Genomic DNA, 17397 nt, shown 5'->3' with positions numbered 1-17397 from the left:
GGAAGAGGCGTAAAAAAGCGACCCGCTGGGGTCGCTTCGGAAGAAGCCCGAAGGCTATCTTAAGACTTAAGCCGAGGTGCCGTAGCTGTCCAGCGGCACGCAGCTGCAAAACAGGTTGCGGTCGCCATAGACGTTGTCGACACGGCCCACGGGGCTCCAGTACTTGGCGCGGCGCAGCGCAGGCACCGGGTAGGCGGCAGCCTCGCGGCTGTAGCCATGGCTCCAGTCGCTGGCCAGCAGGGTCTCGGCGGTGTGGGGCGCGTTCTTGAGCAGGTTGTCATCCTGCGCGGCACGGCCCGCTTCGATCTCGGCGATCTCGCCACGGATGGCGATCATCGCTGCGATGAAGCGGTCCAGCTCGTAGAGGCTCTCGCTCTCGGTGGGCTCGACCATCAAGGTATTGGGCACCGGGAACGACAAGGTCGGCGCATGGAAGCCGTAGTCGATCAGGCGCTTGGCGACGTCCTCGGCCATCACGCCGCAGCTGTCCTTGAAGTGGCGCAGATCCAGAATGCACTCGTGGGCCACATGGCCGTGCTCACCGGCGTACAGGGTCGGGAAGTGGGCTTCGAGGCGCTTGCTGATGTAGTTGGCGTTCAGGATCGCCGTCTCGGTGGCGCGCTTGAGGCCGGGCTCGCCCATCATGCGGATGTACATCCAGCTGATCGGCAGCACGGCGGCATTGCCCAGCGGCGCGGCGCTGACAGCGCCCACCTTGCCGGGCACACCCGCCGTGGCATGGCCGGGCAGGAAGGGCACCAGGTCTTCGACCACACAGACGGGACCGACGCCCGGGCCGCCACCGCCGTGGGGAATGCAGAAGGTCTTGTGCAGGTTCAGGTGGCTGACATCGCCGCCGAATTCGCCCGGTGCGGCCAGGCCGACCTGGGCGTTCATGTTCGCGCCGTCCACATAGACGCGGCCGCCATGGCTGTGCACCAGCTGGCACAGCTCCTTCACCTGGGTCTCGAACACGCCGTGCGTGCTGGGGTAGGTGATCATGATGCAGGCCAGGTTGGCGCTGTGCTTCTCGCAGGCCAGTTGCAGGTCCGCCATGTCCACATTGCCGTTCTCATCGCACTTGGTGACCACCACCTGCAGACCCACCATCTGCGCGCTGGCCGGGTTGGTGCCGTGGGCGCTGCTGGGGATCAGGCAGATATTGCGGTGCGCCTCGCCCTTGGAGGCGTGGTAGGCCTTGATGGCGAGCAGGCCGGCGTACTCGCCTTGCGAGCCCGCATTGGGCTGCAGGCTGATGCCGGCGTAGCCGGTGGCCTGGCACAGCCATTCGCGCAGCTGGGCATCGAGCAGCGCATAGCCTTGCAGCTGGTCGGCCGGGGCAAAGGGGTGCATGTTGGCAAACTCGGGCCAGGTGATGGGGATCATCTCGCTGGTCGCGTTGAGCTTCATCGTGCAGCTGCCCAGCGGGATCATGCTGCGGTCGAGCGCCAGGTCCTTGTCCGACAGGCTGCGGATGTAGCGCAGCATCGCGGTCTCGGAATGGTGGGTGTTGAACACCGGGTGGGTCAGGTAGGTGCTGGTGCGCTGCAGTGCTTCGGGGATCAGCGAGGTGCTGCCTTCGTCCATGGCCTCGATGTTGGGCAGGGCCTGGCCGGGCTGGGCGAAGATGCTCCAGATCAGTTCCACATCGGCGCGGCTGGAGGTTTCGTCTAGGCTGATGCACAGGTACTCGCCCCAGGCCTTGCGCAGGTTGGCGCCCTGGGCCAGTGCGCGCGCCAGGATGGCGTCGGTGGCTTCCTTGGTGTGCAGCGACAAGGTGTCGAAAGCGCTGTCATGGTGGCGGGCGCTAAAGCCCAGCGCCGCCAGGCCACGGCTGAGGATAGCGGTCAGGCGTGCCACGCGCTGGGCAATGCGCTTGAGGCCGGCCGGGCCATGGTAGACCGCGTACATGCTGGCAATCACTGCGGGCAGCACCTGGGCGGTACAGATATTGGAGGTGGCCTTTTCGCGGCGGATATGCTGCTCGCGCGTCTGCAGCGCCAGGCGGTAGGCCGGGTTGCCATGCACATCGACGCTGACGCCAACCAGGCGGCCTGGCAGCGAGCGCTTGTAGTCATCGCGGCAGGCCATGAAGGCGGCGTGCGGGCCGCCGGCGCCCATGGGCATGCCAAAGCGCTGGCTGTTGCCCACGACGATGTCGGCACCCCATTCGCCAGGCGGCGTGAGCAGGGTCAGCGCCAGCAGATCGGTGGCCACAATCGCGGCGGCCTGCTTGGCATGGATGGCATCGACGTCGGCCTTCCAGTCCACAATCCAGCCGCTTGAGGCCGGGTACTGGATGACGGCGGCAAACAGCTCGCCGGCCAGGGCCGATTCCCATTCGTCCTTGCTGTTGGCCACCAGCACCTCCAGGCCCAGTGGCGCGGCACGGGTCTGGATGACTTCGATGGTCTGGGGGTGCAGGTCACCGGCCAGCACAATGCGGTTGCTCTTGGACTTGACCGAGCGCTTGGCCAGGGTCATGGCCTCAGCAGCTGCCGTGGCTTCGTCCAGCATCGAGGCATTGGCGATGGGCATGCCGGTCAGGTCGCAGACCATGGTCTGGAAGTTGACCAGCGCTTCCATGCGGCCTTGCGAGATTTCGGCCTGGTAGGGCGTGTAGGCGGTGTACCAGGCGGGGTTCTCGAGGATATTGCGCAAAATCACGCCGGGCGTGAAAGTGCCGTAGTAGCCCTGGCCGATAAAGCTCTTGAGCACCTGGTTCTTGCTGGCCAGGACCTTGAGCTCGGCCAGCGCGGCCGCTTCGGTCACGGGCTCGGGCAGGTCCATCGGCTTGCTGCGCACGATGGAGGCGGGCAGCACCTTCTCGATCAATGCGTCGAGCGAGGGCAGGCCCAGGGCCGCCAGCATGCTGGCCTCGTCGGCGCTGCCGGGGCCAATGTGGCGGGCGATGAATTCACTGGCGTTTTCCAGCGCGGCGAGGGGCTCTTTGGAGGGCATCAGCATGGTCCGAGGCGGTGTAAATGGAGGGGTTGGGGCTGGCGCGGTATCAAAGAGCGCTGGCAGCGAGGAAAAAAGTGGGTCAGCCCGAGGGCTGGCCTGCTGGTGGCCCGCAAAATGTTCAGTGGCAGGCCAGCAGCAGGGCCAGGGCGTCAGGTGTTGGCGGCGAAGTCGTTGTAGGCGGTCTCGTCCAGCAGCGCGTCGAGCTGGGACACATCGCTCAGCTTGACCTTGAAGAACCAGCCGCTGTTGAGCGGGTCGGAGTTGGCGAGCGACGGGTCGTTGCGCAGCGCTTCGTTGACTTCGACGATCTCGCCGGTCACCGGCATGAAGACGTCAGCGGCGGCCTTGACGGACTCCACCACACCGGCGACATCGCCCTGGTTGAAGGAGGCGCCGACTTCAGGCAGATCGACAAACACCACATCGCCCAGCGCGTCTTGCGCATGGACGGTGATGCCGACGATGGCGGCATTGGTGTCGGCGCTGTTGATCCATTCGTGGTCGCGGGAGAACTTGATCGTCATAGGAATACTCCAGTTTTGTAGGCTTGAATTGTGCTCAGGCGGGTGCGGGCAGCCGCACCCAGCAGCTACTTTAGCCGCGGAAATAGCGGGGAGGGACAAAAGGCATGGCCACCACCTCAACGGGCACCGCTTTGCCGCGCACCATCGCATGCAGCTGCGTGCCGATGGCTGTCAAAGCGGGCTCCACATAGGCCATGGCAATCGGCTTGTCGATGGTCGGGGCCAGCAGGCCGCTGGTGGTCACGCCGACCACTTGGCCAGCCAGGTTGCGAATCTCGACCTGCTCGCGCACGGGAATGCGCTCTTGCGCCACCAGGCCGACGCGCTTGCGCGTCAACGTTGCCGGGTTGTCGATCTGCGCGAGCAGCTTGTCCGCACCGGGAAAGCCGCCAGCGCGGGCGCCGCCGCTGCGGCGTACCTTCTGGATCGCCCAGTTCAGGCCCGCCTCGGGTGGGGTGGTGCTGGCATCGAGGTCGCTGCCGTAGAGGCACAGGCCCGCTTCCAGGCGCAGCGAATTGCGCGCGCCCAGGCCGATGGGTTGCACTTCTGGCTGGGCCAGCAGCTTGCGCGCCAGCGCCTCGGCCTCGTGGCCGGCCACCGAAATCTCGAAGCCGTCCTCGCCGGTGTAGCCGCTGCGGGTGATAAAGCAGGCAATGCCGTCCACATCAAAATCGCCACCGGTCATGAACACCAGTTGCTCGACACCGGGTGCCAGACGGGCCAGCGCGGTGGCCGCCTGGGGGCCTTGCAAGGCCAGCAGGCCCTGGTCGGGCAGGGGCAGCACCTGGCAGCGCTGGCCGATGCGCTCGCGGATCAGCGCAATATCGGCCGCCTTGCAGGCACCGTTGACGATGACAAACAGCTCCTGCTCCGAGACGCGGAAGAACATCAGGTCATCGACAATGCCGCCCTCGTCATTGAGCAGCAGGCCATAGCGCTGCTTGCCAATGGCGAGGTCGATCACATCGACGGGCACCAGGGTTTCAAAGGCAGCGGCCGCGTCGGGGCCGATCAGGCGCAGCTGGCCCATGTGGGAGACATCAAACAGGCCCGCTGCTGTGCGGGTGTGCTTGTGTTCGGCGATCAGGCCTTGTGGGTACTGCACGGGCATGGAATAGCCGGCAAAGGGCACCATGCGGGCGCCCAGCTCGATGTGCAGGGCGTTCAAAGGGGTGGACAGCAGGGCGGATGCGTTGGCGGACATGGACTCTCCAGGGCAAATAACAAGGCATGCATCCGTTGCCGGTTGCACGCTGTTTGCCCTGCTGTCCGCTTTACCTGAGAGATTCACCCGCCGCCTTGAGGCCTGGGGGCTTGCTCCTTCGGTGGATGGCGTCCAGGCGCCATCTCTCTCCAGCTGGGAACGCCGGCAGGCATAGGCTGCGCGGCGGGGCCAGTCCTTTTGCCTGAGCGTTCAGCAGCTGCATCTGCAGTAGCCTGCGCCTTCGGCGGCCGCGCTGCGCGTTGGGGTCCAACGGGGGCGACTCTCTCCTGACTGCGGCGATTTTAGCGGCAACTGGCCGCTTGCGCCTGCAAAAGGGTTGGCCAAGACGCAAAAAAGCCACCGGCGGGCGGTGGCTTAGCGATGTAAGCGGGCCAGATCAGCGGTAGACCAGATCGCGCAAGCCCAGCGATATGCCCGGCACATAGGTGATCACCAAGAGGCACAGCAAGATCACCCCGACAAAGGGCAGCAGGTGTTTGATGATCTGGTCCAGCGATATGCGGGCTACGGTACAGGCGGCAAACAGGTTGACGCCAAAGGGCGGCGTGATCATGCCCAGCGCCAGGTTCACCACCATGATGAGGCCGAAATGCACCGGGTCGATGCCAAAGTGCATGGCTACCGGTGCCAGGATCGGGGCCAGCACGATGATGGCGGCACTGGTTTCGATGAACATGCCGATGATGAACAGCGCCGCGTTCACGCCCAGCAGGAACATGGCTGGGCTTTGCAGTACCTGCTCCAGCCAGTGGCCGATGGCATCGGGCACGCCTGCGCGGGTGATCAAAAAGGCGAACAACCCAGCATTGGCGATGATGAACATGATGATCGACGAGGAGATGGCCGATTTGCGAAGAATCGCATACAGGTCCCGGATCTTGATCTCGCGGTATATCAGCACGCCCACGACCAATGCATAGAACACGGCCACGGCCGATGCCTCGGTAGGGGTAAAGACGCCGCCATAGATGCCGCCCAAAATAATGACCGGCATCAACAGCGCCCAGCCCGCCTGCAAAAAGGCCTTGCCAAAGCCCAGGCGGCCTTCGCCATCGGTCTTGCCCCAGCCCTTGTACTTGCAGTAGGCCCAGACAAAAAACATCAATGCCCCGCTGATCAATAGCCCGGGACCAAAGCCGGCGATGAACAACTCGCCAATCGACACTTCGGCGCTGACGCCGTAAAGAATCATTGGAATCGATGGTGGAATGATGACCCCCAGCTCGGCGCTGGTCGCTTGCAGCGCGGCCGCATAGCTCTTGGGGTAGCCGTGCTTGATCAGTGCGGGAATCAAGATGGCGCCGATCGCAAAGGTGGTGGCCACCGAGGAACCCGAGACGGCTGCAAAGATCATGCAGGTGAGCACACAGGTCATTGGCAAGCCGCCTTGGACGCCGCCGACAATGCTCTTGGCAAATTCCACCAGCCGGCGCGAGATGCCACCGGTCTCCATCAGGTTGCCGGCCAGAATGAAGAACGGGATGGCGGCCAGCGGAAATTTGTTGATCGCGCCAAACATCTCCTTGACGGAGATGAGCATATTGGCATTGCTGGCCTGGATGCCCAGCACCGAGGCCAAGCCGATGGACACGGCGACAGAGACGGTGAGCGCAAAGCACAGCACCATCGTGGAAAGCATCACGGCGGTCATTGCGCGTTCTCCAGTTCAGTATTTTGGGGTTCCAGCAGGTTGCCGATGACTCCGAGCACGGCAAACAGAGCACCCACGGGCACGGCCAGGTAGGCCCAGAACATGGACAGCGATTCAAGCCCGGCCATGGTTTGCACGCCGCCTCGGCGGGCATAGTCCCAGCCCCACCAGATCAGCACGGCCAGCAGCGCCAGCGTGGCGATGCAGACCAAGCCGCTGAGCAGGCGGCGCATTACAGGCGGCGCCCAGCGTTTCAACACATCGACACTGACCATTGCGCCTTGGCGAAAGGCCATTGGGATCGCGAGAAATACCATCCAGATCAGGCTGAAGCGGATCAGCACTTCGGTCCATTCGGCGGGCTCTTCGAGCACAAAGCGGGTGATGATCTGGAACATGCCCAGCGTGGATGCGATGGCCAGCATCAGGCAGGCGCCAGCCATGGCGATGCCCGATGTCCAGCGCTCGAAAGCAAGAAAAGCGTTTTTCATGGTGACCGGGGTGGGCAGGCGCATGCAAAGCCGCCTGGCGCCACCCTCCTTGCGCGGGTTGACACGGCAATTGCTGGCGCCGGGCAGGCGTCAGCAGCGGTGGGGGGACCAAGGGAGGCGCTGCGATGGAGAGGTGCAGGCACCTGTCCCAGTGCAGGGCTTATTGGAAGTTGCGGATGCGGTCGAGGTTAGCCTTGCCAAACTGCTTTTCGAAGTCGGCATTGGTCTTTGTCAAGGTGGCGACAAACTTGGCCTTGTCGACGTTTTCGACCACCTGCATACCCTTGGCGCGCAGCTCGGCCACGCCATTGGTGTCGTCCTGGTCCACACGGGCGCGGTTGGCCTTGGTGGCAGCCTGGGCGGCTTGCACAAAGGCAGTCTTGTCGTCGGCGCTGAGTTTGTCGTAGGCGGCCTTGTTCATCACCAGGATGCAGGGCGAGTAGACATGGCCGGTGAGGCTCAGGTGCTTTTGCACCTGGTCAAACTTGGCCGAGGTGATGACGGGCAGCGGGTTCTCCTGGCCATCGACCGTGCCCTGCTGCAGCGCGGTGAACACCTCGGGGAAGGCCATCGGCGTGGTGATGATGCCCAGCGCCTTGTAAGCCTGGATGTGGACCGGGTTCTCCATCGTGCGCATCTTGAGGCCCTTGGTGTCGTCGGGGCTGTTGATCGCGCGCTTGGAGTTGGTCATGTGGCGAAAGCCGTTCTCCGCCCAGGCCAGGGCCTTGAAGCCCTTGCTGTCGAACTTGGCCAGAAGCTCGTTGCCGATGGGGCCGTCGAGCACTGCGCGGGCATGGGCCTTGTCGCGGAACAGGAAGGGCACGTCGAGAATCTTGGTCTCGGGCACAAAATTGGGCACCGGTCCGCTGGAGCTGAAGGCCAGCTCCTGCGTGCCCAGCTGCACCGCTTCGATCGACTCGCGCTCACCGCCCAGCGCGCCGTTGTAGAAGGTCTGCACCTTGTAACGGCCACCGGTGCGCTGCTCCACTTCCTTGGCAAAGGTATCGATGGCCACACCCTGGTGCGAGTTCTGGGCCACCGAGATGCTGATGCGCATCGTCGTCTGCGCCAATGCGGGGCCTGCGGCCATCAGACCCATTGCGATACCGATACCCCAGGCCAATTTTTTCATCTGCATGACGTGTCTCCCCGGCTGTGCCGAATGGTTTTGTAGGAGCCTGCGGATGCCCGCACGCGCTTTGCATTGTGGGCAAGCCGGGGCTATTCGGTATTGGGGTTTTTATGATGTCGAACGTCTGGGCCTTGCCGTACTTGGTGGATTTATATCTAAGTGATTGATAAATAAATAAGGTGGGCGATTAATCTGGCCGGTAAATGTCGTCGCCTCTGTCTCCGTGTGGACAGAGTGGTAGGCTTTGCCGCAATTCCCGCAACCCTGCCAGGGCATAGCGCCGGAGCCGATCTGGTCCTTGATGCTGCTTGGGCGGCTCAGGGGTTGAGCGCTTGCAGGCGCTCCACCGTGCCCACATCCACCCAGGTGCCGTCGTAGCGGCTGGCACTGCAGCGGCCCGCCTGCATCGCTGCGCGCAACTGCTGCACCAGCGGCATCTTGGTGCCCTGCGGATTGCCCGCAGGGATATCGCAGTAGGGCGCGCTGAACAGGGCTTTTTTCAGCAGCGCCACCGAGCAGTAGGTCAGGCGCGGGCGCGGGTCGCCTGCAGCGGGGTTCTCGGCCCGGCCCTCGGCTGTCAGCACAAAGTCGCCCTGGGGGTGGTGGGGCGCATTGGGCACCAGCCACAGATGGGCCAGGTCATCGCTGTGCGCAAAGCGCTGGCGCAGGGCCTCGTCAAAGGGGAAGCCGGGGATAAAGACATCGCCCGAGACCAGCCAGAAGGCATCGTCGAGCAGCGGCAGCGCGCGGCTGATGCCGCCGCTGGTCTCGATGCCGCCACCAAAATCCAGATCCTCGCGGGAGTAGGCAATCTGCAGCCGCTTTGCACCTAGCTGCGCCTCAGCGGGGGCGGCGGGCCAGGCATCGGCCACCTGCTGGCCCAGCCAGCCGGTGTTGATGACCAGGCGTTGCACGCCGGCGCGGGCGAGCTGCTCCATGCTGTACTGCATCAGCGGCTTGCCTTGCACGGGGAGCAGGGGCTTGGGCCTGTGGTCGGTCAGCGGGCGCATGCGCTCGCCCCGGCCGGCGGCCAGCACCATGGCCTGGGCGCGAAAATCGGGAGGAAATGACATGGGTGATGGAAGCAATGGGGTCGGGCGTCCAAGCGCAGCGGGCCGTGCTCAGCCCTTCCAGGTGAAGGGAAACTTCAGCTGCTTGAAAAAGCCGTTGGGCACATAGTCGCCGAGCACGCCGTAATCGGTAGGCCAGACTTTATCGCTCTTGACGGCGGTGCCAAACACATAGTCCAAAAAGGCGAAATGGGCGGCGTAGTTCTTGTCCAGCGCCTCGGCATCCTGGCTGTGGTGCCAGTGGTGGAAGTTGGGCGTGACGATGATATAGCGCAGCGGGCCCAGCCGCACGCTGACATTGGCGTGGTTGAACACCGCCTGGAAGCCGACGATGATGATGTAGGCATCGATCACCTCCTTGCTAAAGCCCAGCACATAGATGGGCGCGAGCACCAGGGTGCGGGTGATCAGCAGCTCCAGAATGTGCTGGCGCGAGCCGGCCAGCCAGTCCATGCTTTTGACGCTGTGGTGCACCGCGTGGATGCGCCAGAGCAAGGGCACCTCATGGTAGGCGCGGTGCGTCCAGTACTGCACCAGATCGGCCACCAGGATGATCAGGAACAGCGCAACCCAGAAGTTCAGATTGGCGACCCAGCCCCGGATGCCGTCATGGGCGGCCCAGCCAAAGAACTGGTGCACCATCAGGTTGGTGGCCAGCAGCACAAAGCCGACCACCATGTGGTTGACCAGAAAGTGGTGGAAATCGGTTTGCCACTCGGGGCGGAAGACGGGCTGGTCCTTGCGCAGCGCAAACAGCTTTTCGATAAAGATGAAGATCAGCGCGCTGCCCAGCAGGTCGAGAATGAACCAGTCCAGGCCGATATAGGGCGTGTTGGTGGCAAAGCTGCCCACGGGCACCTTGTGGCCGCCCAAGAGCGCCGACAGCACCACCAGGCCAAAAGCCGAGGCGGCCAACCAGCGCACCCGGCCCAGCACGATCAGCGCGACCGACAGGCCCCCGGCAATCACCATGCTCCAGAACAGCAGCTGGCGCATCACATCGACGTTGTAGCTGCGGCGCAGCTCAGGCGTGGTGAGGTACTGCGGGAAGTGAAAGGCCAGTACGCCCAAAAAGCACAGGGCTGCCAAGATCAGCGCAATGACGCCGGCCACCATGCCCCGGCCCGCGCGCAAGGCGCCATGGCTTTCGGACAGTTCGTTGAGTCGCTTAAACATAGCTGCTTATTGACCGTTCGTATGCGCTGATCTCCAAACTCTTAGGCGCATAGAGGGCGGTCTGTTGTCGTTGTTCCAGGGCGCCACTATGCCATGGCACAGGCGCAAGCTGCGCAGGGAAACGGGGACGCAAATGCAATAGTTTTGTTACATAAGAAGCGAGCGAGGGGGCCTCTGCGTCACCGTTGCCAAGTGGCATGGATGTGGATCTGCTGGGACCGCGTTCAGACGATGGCAGCGGCGTTTGCAGAAGGCGCCAGCTGCGCCGCAATGCAACAGCCCCCATGGCAGCGGTAACCGCCTGGGGGCTGGTGGAGAGAGGGGCTGCCGGTAAGCAGGCTCTGCCAGAAAGAGACTTCGGTAAAAGTGTTTCGATGCAGAAAGTATGCCGGCCTGTACGCCAAAAAATATTTTGTTTTTCTGGGTTAATGCCATTAATATAGAAAAATATTCTAAATTCTTGATTTTTGCAGAAAATCATGCTTCTCGATACGTTGGACCGCAAAATACTCCGCCAGCTGCAACACAACAGCCGCGCCAGCCTGCAGGAGATTGGCCAGGCGGTGGGCTTGAGCGCCTCGCCCTGCTGGGGCCGCATCAAGAAGATGGAAGAGGCCGGCGTGATCCAGGGCTATTCGGTGCGGCTGTCGCCCCAGGCGCTGGGCCTGGGCGATACGGTGCTGGTGATGGTGACCCTCGACAGCCACAGCGACAACACCTTGGAAAAGTTTGGCGAGCTGCTGGCCACCATCCCCGAGGTAGTGGAGGCACACCTGGTCTCCGGCGAGTACGACTACCTGCTGCGCGTGGTCGTCAAGGACACCCGCGACTACGAGCGCCTGCTGCGTGAGAAGCTCTACAAGATCAAGGGCATACGCCACAGCCAGTCAAGCTTTGTGCTGCGCACGCTCAAGCACGCGGATTTGCCGCTGGGTGTGTAGCGAGCCCCCTGCATCGCAAACCCGGCGCGCATAAAAAAGCCAACTTCCAGGAGTTGGCTTTTTGCTGTGCACGAAGCTGGGCGCTTGCCCCGGCCTTTGGGGGAGGGGAAGCAATCCGGTACCGGGCTTGCTTACTTGGTCAGGATCAGCTTGCCCAGCTTGGTGGTCTGCAAACGGTAGATGGCGCCGTTGTGCACGATGGATACCGCTTTGGCGCCTTGGAGCAGCTCACTGCTCTCCAGCGCGGCCGATTGCGTGGCATGGCCTTGGGACGCGCTGGCACTCTTGCTGGCAGCGGCAAGCGGGGTGGCGGGTAGGGCGATGGTTTGCATGGCAGTGCTCACAGGGATAAAACTGAAGCAAATGATAACGATTCGTATTCGTGAAGTCCAGTGTTTATTTGAAATTTGCCACGGTAAAAGGCAAAAAGCCACGGTCGCGGGGTGGGGGACCGTGGCGGGGGCAGGCTGGTGCGGCCTTTGCGGCGCGAATCCAGTTGCTTATCTGGGTGCTAATCGAGGCACTTATCAAGGTGCCAGCAGGCATGACGAGGCGCCAACAGGCGCTCAGGTCGGCTGCACGCCGGCATCGGCCAGCAGCTTTTTCCAGATCGGCAGCTCACGCTTCCAGTCGTCCTGAAAGCGCGCCGGGCTGTCATCGGTCAAAGGCACAAAGCCGGCCACCAGCACGCGGGCATTGACATCACGCGACTGCAGGGCCTTGCGCACTTCGGCGCCAAGCTGCTCGAGCACGGGCGCCGGCGTGCCGCCAGTGGCCGCCATGCCCAGCCAGCCGGAGATCGTGAACGCGTCTTCCTTGTGGCCTTGTTCGGCAAAGGTGGGCACATCGGGCAGCGCGGGCACGCGGTTGGGGCCGGTAAAGCTGATGGCGCGCAGCTTGCCGCTGTCGATATGCTGCTTGAGCGAGAGGATGCTGCCGATGCCCATCATCAACTGGCCGCCCACAAGGTCTTGCACCATCGGCGCCTCGCCCTTGTAGGCGATGTGGCTCATGTCCGCCTGGGTCAGGTTGCTCAGGCTCGCCAGCACCAGATGGCCTTGCGAGCCAATGCCATAGCTGCCGTAGGACAGCTTGCCCTTGTTGGCGCTGATATAGGCGATGAGCTCTTGCAGATTGCGTGCAGGCACCTGGCTGTTGGTGACCAGCACAATCGGCGCCCAGCAGATGCGCACCACCGGCACCATGTCCTTTTGCGGGTCATAGGCCATTTTCTTGAACATGAACTGGTTCGACAGCATCGTGCTGGTCGTCCCCAGGGTCAAGGTATGGCCATCGGCCACTGCCTTGGCCACCGCATCACAGGCCAATAGGCCCGCTGCGCCGGGGCGGTTGTCGACGATGGCCGGCTGGCCCAGCTGCTGGCCCAGCCGGTCACTGACGCTGCGCGCCAGCACATCGGTGGCCCCGCCCGGCGCAAACGGAACGATCACGCGCAAGGGCTTGGTCGGGAAGCTGGCCTTGTCGCTGGCTGCGCGCGCGACCGTGGCGAGTGGCAGGCCGCTGGCGGCAGCTGCGCTGGCAACGGCCAGGCGCAGCATCTGGCGCCGGCGCAAGGGAGTAGGTACTGGCTGGGTGCGGGACGTCTTCATCAATCGGTGTCTCCTCAATCTAGTGATAGTTGGGGGAGGCGCTGGTGATGGTCGGTTTGCCCGCCGCTGCTTCGGCCAGTACAGGTCGCCACGGCGCTTGTCCTGCGGCCCAGTTTAGGCAGAGCAGGCGGGCGGCTGGCGTCGCTTGGGCGTCACTGCGGGTAAACCTGATCCGGTCTGCATCCGCCATGAAAAAAGGGCTCCTGCTGGAGCCCTTGCCGGGAGGGTGGACGGTTTACTCGCCCACCTGGTCGGTGATGAAGCCGATCTTCTTCAGGTTGCTGCGCTGGGCGGCAGCCATCGCCTGGGCCACTTTCTCGTACTTCACATCGCGGGCGCCGCGGATGTGCAGCTCGGGCTGGGGCTCCTTGCTGGCCTCGGCCTGCATATTGGATTCCAGCTCGGCGTCGGTCACGGCCTTGCCGTTCCAGTTGTACGTGCCATCGGGCAGGATGGCCAGCTGGATGGTGTCGGGCTTGGCGTCTTCCGGCGTGTTGACGGCACGCGGCAGGTCGATGTTGACCGAGTGCTTCATCACCGGCACGGTGATGATGAAGATGATGAGCAGCACCAACATGACGTCGACCAAGGGCGTCATGTTGATCTCGTTCATGACCTCATCGGCATCGTCTTGCGTTCCAAAAGCCATGATCAGGCACCTTTCTTGAGCGGCGTGACCACGGCGCCGGGCTTGCTGGAGTCCACATTCAGGCGGGTGCCGGTCACGAAGAAGGCATGCAGGTCATGGGCAAAGCTGTTGAGGCGGTTAAGCACCGACTTGTTGCCACGCACCAGTGCGTTGTAGCCCAGCACGGCAGGGATGGCCACAGCCAGACCCAGTGCGGTCATGATCAGCGCTTCACCGATGGGGCCGGCGACCTTGTCGATCGAGGACTGGCCCGACATGCCGATGGCCACCAGCGCGTGGTAGATGCCCCAGACGGTACCGAACAGGCCGATGAAGGGGGCGGTGGAGCCAACCGATGCGAGCACGGCCAGACCGGATTGGGCGCGCGCGGTGAACTCATCGATGCCATTGCGCAGGCAGCGCGTGATCCAGTCGCTGACGTCCAGCGAGTCATGCAGGTGCTCGGCCGTCTTGCGGTGGTGCGCGGTGGCTTCGCGGCCTTCGATGGCCAACTGGCGGAACGGGTTGTCGCCTTGCTCGCCCAGCTTGCTCAGGCCGGCTGCGAAGTCAGCGCTGTGCCAGAAGTCCTGGGCATTGCGGGCGTACTTCTTGAAACGCATGATGTCGAGCGCCTTGATGACGATCACGATCCAGGAAGCGAGAGACATGGCCACCAGAATGACTGCGACCGTCTTGGTCACGAAATCTCCCTGAGCCCAGACGTGGGCGATGCCGAATTGCGAGTCCATAACTGATCCTATTTCCGTTCGATTTAATTGAGTTCCCACTTGATGGGCACGTTGACCCACATGGGCCGGGGAGTTCCGTTGGAGGTGCCTGCCTTGAAGCGCCATTTGCGCACCGTATCCATGGCGGCCTGGTCCAGACGGTCATAGCCACTGGACTTCTTGAGCTGCAGCTCCTGGGGCTTGCCTTCTTCGTCGATGTAGGCGCGCACGATGGTGGTCCCGGTCTCGCCCATACGGCGGCTGATGGCCGGGTACTGCGGAGCGGGATTGTTCAGGTAGGCGGCATTGCTCGACGGCAGCTGGATCACCGGTGGCGGTGGAGGCGCTGGCGGTGCGGGCGGAGCCGGTGGAGGAGACGGCGGAGCGGGCGGCGGCGCCTCGATGGGCGGTGCCGGTGGCTGGGCCTCGGTGGTGCCGGTCACGGCATTGGGCGCAGGCGTTGGGTCCTTGATCGCCTGGGGCTTGGGCGCAGGTTTGGGGACGGGCTTGGGCGTGGGCTTTGGCGGCGGCGTCGGTGCGGGCGGTGGCGGCTTGGGAGTTGGAGGAGGGGGCGGCGCAACCACGGGCATCGGCTCGGGCGCAATCAGCTGCACCATGACCGGTTCGGGCTTGGGCATCTCGACTGCTGCACTTTTGAGCAGGCCCGCCTGCAAGGCCCAAAGACCTGCGACGTGCGCTGCCAGCACCGAACCCGTAACCACGATATTGCGCCCCATTTTTTTGGAGGGGCTGTAAGGGTCTGGTGAGAGCATAAGGGCAATAAAAAATGCTGCAGCCTGAAGCCGCAGCACGGCATATCAATGCGTTGGTGGCTTATTTCTGAAAGACCCACCAGAGAGAGGCAGCGACCAGAATCAGGCTACCGAGGACAGCGGCGAAGAGTTCCATGCTTTGCTTTCCATGATGGTGGTGGCAAGCTGGACCGGGTGCACTGCTGCTTCATTGCGCAAGGCAGCAACCGGACGCGACGCGCTGCATTGCTCGACCACATCGCGGGCGCAACCTTCGCAGCAGCCGCATTGCAGTCCAACACCCAGTTCGAACTGGATCTCATCGAACGACATACCCGCATGCGCGTGGCGAGCGATCTCTTTGTCCGAGACTCGGCGGCAAACACAAACGATCATGGTCAGATGAACAGCGTGGTGGCTGGCTAGTGAATAACTGAAGGGAATTATAAATAAGAATTTGTCGCATTCGCAATAATCTCCTGAGCGCAATAGGGGTGCTGTGGCCCATAGCTAGGCGATAGCCTGTGTATCTGGACCAGATTGTTAGTATTTATTGTTATAAATCAATAGTCTGTGCAATTAGCTGTTGGAAGCATGCTTACACAAAAAATAGCTGGCCTTGGCGGCTTCACACAGATCTGCCGGCCGGCGTGATTGCGCAAAGGGCGGTTGAATGCTGCATGAGGAGGGTGAATGCGGGCAGAAATGGCGTCTATCGCTGCCCAAGGAAAGGTCTCTTTGCACGCTTTGCACGGCCCTTGCCATCCATCGATAAAGGCCATGGCGTGCTGGCGCAGCGCTTGGAGGGACAGCGCCTGCCTGTGAAGAGCAGGCGTAAAAAAACCAGCATGCCTGATGCTGGTTTTTGGACGGCAGCGCAAAGGACTGCGCTGCGCAAGGGCGGCAGGACTTACTTGACGTGCTTGCCGATCAGGCCAGCCATCTCGAACATCGAAACCTGGGGCTTGCCAAACACCTTCTTGAGCTTGTCATCGGCGTTGATCATGCGCTTGTTGGCGGCGTCTTGCAGGTTGTGGGCCTTGATGTAGACCCACAGCTTGCTGATGATTTCCGTGCGTGGCAGTGGAGCGGTGCCCACAACAGCGCCCAGTTCTGGGCTTGGGGTCAGCGGCTTCATGAAGGCTGCGTTGGGGGTGCGCTTCTTTGCAGGCGCTGCGGTCTTAGATGCGGTTGCCATGTTTTGGTTTCCTTGTGTCAATATCTCTATCGCCAGCCAGAGTTTCCCTCCGCTGGTTACGGCCATGCTAACGGCAAAAAAACCGCTTTCCAAGGGAGCGCCGCATTTTTTTGCCTCGAAATGTTGCTTGTTTTAGCTTTGCTAACCTTTGTTGATGGATCAAAGCTATCAACAAGCAGCTTAGGGCGTTGATTCTTGTCAGATTGGGGCCTTTTCCCCTCGGAGCATGGTACTGGCTCCCAAGGCGGTGTCAATCGGGGTCGCGTTGCAAAACTGTCTGCCCTCTGCCACGCAGGGGCATTGGCAACGTCGTCAGTGCCAAGCTGGAGACGGCAATCGCAAAGGCCAGCATCTGCAGACCGCCCAGCGTTTCGCCCAGAAACACCACACCCACGAGCGCGGTGGACAGCGGCAGCATCACCGTGAACACTGCGCTTTGCGAGGCGGGCACGACCTGCAGCCCGGTCATCCACAGCCAGACGGTGACCATGCAGGCCGCCAAGGCATAGCCGACCAGCAGCAGCCAGGTGGCGGTGCCCACCTGGCCAAAGTCAAAATGCCAGGCCAGGTACAGACCAAAAGGCAGGGTCAGCACAAAGCCCCAGAGGTTGATCAGCGCCGCAATGCGCTTGGGGCTCAGGCTGCTGGTGAGCTTTTTGCCGATGACGGCGTAGCAGGCCTCGCACAACACCGCGCCCACCAGGAGCAGCTGTCCGAGCCAGTGCTTGCCGGGGTCTGCGTCGGCGGCCGCGCCTGCAGCCGCGCCCGCATGTGCGCCGGCAGCGGGCTTGGCCAAGGCCAGCAGCACAATGCCCAGCACCGCCAGGCTGATGGCAATCAGCACGCGCCCGCTGATGCGCTCCTTGAGCACCAGCCAGCTGAGCAGCGCAATGGCTGCCGGGATCGTCGCCATCGTGACACTGGCGGTGACCGCACTGGTCATTGACACGCCGGTGATCATGCACAGCGTAAAGAGAAAGTTGCCAAAAAAGGATTCGAGAAACAGCAGCCCCTTGGCCTTGGCGGGCAATGGCGCCTCATGGGCCGGGCGTTTGAGCCAGCCAAGCATGGCCACCCCGCCAATGCCAAAACGCAGCCAGGCCAGCAGCAAGACCGGAAAGGTGGCGGCCAGTGGCTTGGAGAGCGCGACATAGGCGCCCACCAGCGACATGCTGAGTGCCAGGTAGAAATAAGCCAAGGGCTTGCTATGGATGCGCATGGGTGCAAAGACTAAAAGGGGAGCGGGGCGATCGGGGCAGGCGGGGCCAGGCGCAAGCAAGCTGTCATATCCGCTTTGCACAATGGGC

Annotated in this window: 17 protein-coding genes and 2 riboswitches; of the genes, 1 reads left to right on the top strand and 16 read right to left on the bottom strand. The window is 62.8% G+C overall.

The features are described 5' to 3' along the window. Positions 1–66: 66 nt before the first annotated feature. The 8 genes from gcvP to WH367_RS13385 form a co-directional block, all read right to left on the bottom strand. On the bottom strand, positions 67–2967 hold the full coding sequence (gcvP, locus tag WH367_RS13420; protein ID WP_339536510.1) for an aminomethyl-transferring glycine dehydrogenase: 2901 nt from the start codon (positions 2965–2967) through the stop codon (positions 67–69). Positions 2968–3113: 146 nt separating this feature from the next. Next, positions 3114–3488, bottom strand: coding sequence for a glycine cleavage system protein GcvH (gcvH, locus tag WH367_RS13415; RefSeq protein ID WP_339536509.1), 375 nt, complete (start codon positions 3486–3488; stop codon positions 3114–3116). 70 nt (positions 3489–3558) lie between these two features. After that, entirely contained in the window at positions 3559–4692 is a 1134-nt protein-coding gene (gene gcvT / locus WH367_RS13410; protein ID WP_339536508.1) for a glycine cleavage system aminomethyltransferase GcvT, read from the bottom strand. Positions 4693–4743: 51 nt separating this feature from the next. Then, positions 4744–4855: riboswitch (glycine riboswitch) on the bottom strand. 17 nt (positions 4856–4872) lie between these two features. Next, a riboswitch (glycine riboswitch) is annotated at positions 4873–4992 on the bottom strand. Between the two features lie 97 nt (positions 4993–5089). Beyond that, positions 5090–6364, bottom strand: coding sequence for a TRAP transporter large permease (locus WH367_RS13405; protein ID WP_021028601.1), 1275 nt, complete (start codon positions 6362–6364; stop codon positions 5090–5092). After that, positions 6361–6855, bottom strand: coding sequence for a TRAP transporter small permease (locus WH367_RS13400; protein ID WP_339536596.1), 495 nt, complete (start codon positions 6853–6855; stop codon positions 6361–6363). Before WH367_RS13400 ends, WH367_RS13405 begins: the two co-directional genes overlap by 4 nt. A 160-nt stretch (positions 6856–7015) precedes the next feature. Beyond that, positions 7016–7993: a TRAP transporter substrate-binding protein gene (locus WH367_RS13395; protein ID WP_339518703.1), complete on the bottom strand. Its 978-nt coding sequence runs from the start codon at positions 7991–7993 to the stop codon at positions 7016–7018. Between the two features lie 311 nt (positions 7994–8304). Continuing rightward, a complete protein-coding gene (locus WH367_RS13390; protein ID WP_339518702.1) occupies positions 8305–9060 on the bottom strand; it encodes a nucleotidyltransferase family protein in 756 nt (251 codons plus the stop codon). A gap of 48 nt (positions 9061–9108) precedes the next feature. Next, positions 9109–10233 carry a sterol desaturase family protein gene (locus WH367_RS13385; protein WP_021028605.1) on the bottom strand — a complete coding sequence of 375 codons (1125 nt, stop codon included), beginning with the start codon at positions 10231–10233 and terminating at the stop codon, positions 9109–9111. A gap of 479 nt (positions 10234–10712) precedes the next feature. On the opposite strand from WH367_RS13385, the gene WH367_RS13380 reads away from it, so the two are divergent. Beyond that, on the top strand, positions 10713–11174 hold the full coding sequence (locus WH367_RS13380; protein WP_043341700.1) for an Lrp/AsnC family transcriptional regulator: 462 nt from the start codon (positions 10713–10715) through the stop codon (positions 11172–11174). Between the two features lie 131 nt (positions 11175–11305). On the opposite strand, the gene hemP is transcribed toward WH367_RS13380, so the two are convergent. The 8 genes from hemP to WH367_RS13340 all read right to left on the bottom strand — a co-directional run bounded on the left by hemP (position 11306) and on the right by WH367_RS13340 (position 17309). Next, positions 11306–11506, bottom strand: coding sequence for a hemin uptake protein HemP (gene hemP / locus WH367_RS13375; protein WP_021028607.1), 201 nt, complete (start codon positions 11504–11506; stop codon positions 11306–11308). A 234-nt stretch (positions 11507–11740) separates the two neighbouring features. Further along, on the bottom strand, positions 11741–12784 hold the full coding sequence (locus tag WH367_RS13370) for a Bug family tripartite tricarboxylate transporter substrate binding protein (protein ID WP_339518776.1): 1044 nt from the start codon (positions 12782–12784) through the stop codon (positions 11741–11743). Between the two features lie 235 nt (positions 12785–13019). Next, positions 13020–13433, bottom strand: coding sequence for an ExbD/TolR family protein (locus WH367_RS13365; RefSeq protein WP_021028609.1), 414 nt, complete (start codon positions 13431–13433; stop codon positions 13020–13022). Positions 13434–13435: 2 nt separating this feature from the next. Then, positions 13436–14161: a MotA/TolQ/ExbB proton channel family protein gene (locus WH367_RS13360; protein ID WP_021028610.1), complete on the bottom strand. Its 726-nt coding sequence runs from the start codon at positions 14159–14161 to the stop codon at positions 13436–13438. A 23-nt stretch (positions 14162–14184) separates the two neighbouring features. After that, positions 14185–14913 carry an energy transducer TonB gene (locus tag WH367_RS13355; protein WP_312986414.1) on the bottom strand — a complete coding sequence of 243 codons (729 nt, stop codon included), beginning with the start codon at positions 14911–14913 and terminating at the stop codon, positions 14185–14187. A 102-nt stretch (positions 14914–15015) separates the two neighbouring features. Next, complete coding sequence (locus tag WH367_RS13350; RefSeq protein ID WP_021028611.1) at positions 15016–15288, bottom strand: (2Fe-2S)-binding protein; 273 nt, start codon at positions 15286–15288, stop codon at positions 15016–15018. A gap of 514 nt (positions 15289–15802) precedes the next feature. Beyond that, positions 15803–16090: an SWIB/MDM2 domain-containing protein gene (locus tag WH367_RS13345; RefSeq protein WP_021028612.1), complete on the bottom strand. Its 288-nt coding sequence runs from the start codon at positions 16088–16090 to the stop codon at positions 15803–15805. A 250-nt stretch (positions 16091–16340) separates the two neighbouring features. After that, positions 16341–17309 carry a DMT family transporter gene (locus tag WH367_RS13340; protein ID WP_339536507.1) on the bottom strand — a complete coding sequence of 323 codons (969 nt, stop codon included), beginning with the start codon at positions 17307–17309 and terminating at the stop codon, positions 16341–16343. Positions 17310–17397 lie beyond the last annotated feature (88 nt).

It is taken from the genome of Comamonas sp. MYb21 (assembly GCF_037479395.1).
Classification (GTDB): Bacteria; Pseudomonadota; Gammaproteobacteria; order Burkholderiales; family Burkholderiaceae_C; genus Comamonas.
Note: the sequence above shows the minus strand (reverse complement) of the source record. Positions and strands in the feature narration are given on the sequence as shown.

Excerpts from the sequence above, each read along its gene's own strand:
- gcvP (WP_339536510.1), bottom strand. The coding sequence starts at position 2,967 with ATGCTGATGCCCTCCAAAGAGCCCCTCGCCGCGCTGGAAAACGCCAGT.
- gcvH (WP_339536509.1), bottom strand. The coding sequence starts at position 3,488 with ATGACGATCAAGTTCTCCCGCGACCACGAATGGATCAACAGCGCCGAC.
- gcvT (WP_339536508.1), bottom strand. The coding sequence starts at position 4,692 with ATGTCCGCCAACGCATCCGCCCTGCTGTCCACCCCTTTGAACGCCCTG.
- WH367_RS13405 (WP_021028601.1), bottom strand. The coding sequence starts at position 6,364 with ATGACCGCCGTGATGCTTTCCACGATGGTGCTGTGCTTTGCGCTCACC.
- WH367_RS13400 (WP_339536596.1), bottom strand. The coding sequence starts at position 6,855 with ATGAAAAACGCTTTTCTTGCTTTCGAGCGCTGGACATCGGGCATCGCC.
- WH367_RS13395 (WP_339518703.1), bottom strand. The coding sequence starts at position 7,993 with ATGCAGATGAAAAAATTGGCCTGGGGTATCGGTATCGCAATGGGTCTG.
- WH367_RS13390 (WP_339518702.1), bottom strand. The coding sequence starts at position 9,060 with ATGTCATTTCCTCCCGATTTTCGCGCCCAGGCCATGGTGCTGGCCGCC.
- WH367_RS13385 (WP_021028605.1), bottom strand. The coding sequence starts at position 10,233 with ATGTTTAAGCGACTCAACGAACTGTCCGAAAGCCATGGCGCCTTGCGC.
- WH367_RS13380 (WP_043341700.1), top strand. The coding sequence starts at position 10,713 with ATGCTTCTCGATACGTTGGACCGCAAAATACTCCGCCAGCTGCAACAC.
- hemP (WP_021028607.1), bottom strand. The coding sequence starts at position 11,506 with ATGCAAACCATCGCCCTACCCGCCACCCCGCTTGCCGCTGCCAGCAAG.
- WH367_RS13370 (WP_339518776.1), bottom strand. The coding sequence starts at position 12,784 with ATGAAGACGTCCCGCACCCAGCCAGTACCTACTCCCTTGCGCCGGCGC.
- WH367_RS13365 (WP_021028609.1), bottom strand. The coding sequence starts at position 13,433 with ATGGCTTTTGGAACGCAAGACGATGCCGATGAGGTCATGAACGAGATC.
- WH367_RS13360 (WP_021028610.1), bottom strand. The coding sequence starts at position 14,161 with ATGGACTCGCAATTCGGCATCGCCCACGTCTGGGCTCAGGGAGATTTC.
- WH367_RS13355 (WP_312986414.1), bottom strand. The coding sequence starts at position 14,913 with ATGCTCTCACCAGACCCTTACAGCCCCTCCAAAAAAATGGGGCGCAAT.
- WH367_RS13350 (WP_021028611.1), bottom strand. The coding sequence starts at position 15,288 with ATGATCGTTTGTGTTTGCCGCCGAGTCTCGGACAAAGAGATCGCTCGC.
- WH367_RS13345 (WP_021028612.1), bottom strand. The coding sequence starts at position 16,090 with ATGGCAACCGCATCTAAGACCGCAGCGCCTGCAAAGAAGCGCACCCCC.
- WH367_RS13340 (WP_339536507.1), bottom strand. The coding sequence starts at position 17,309 with ATGCGCATCCATAGCAAGCCCTTGGCTTATTTCTACCTGGCACTCAGC.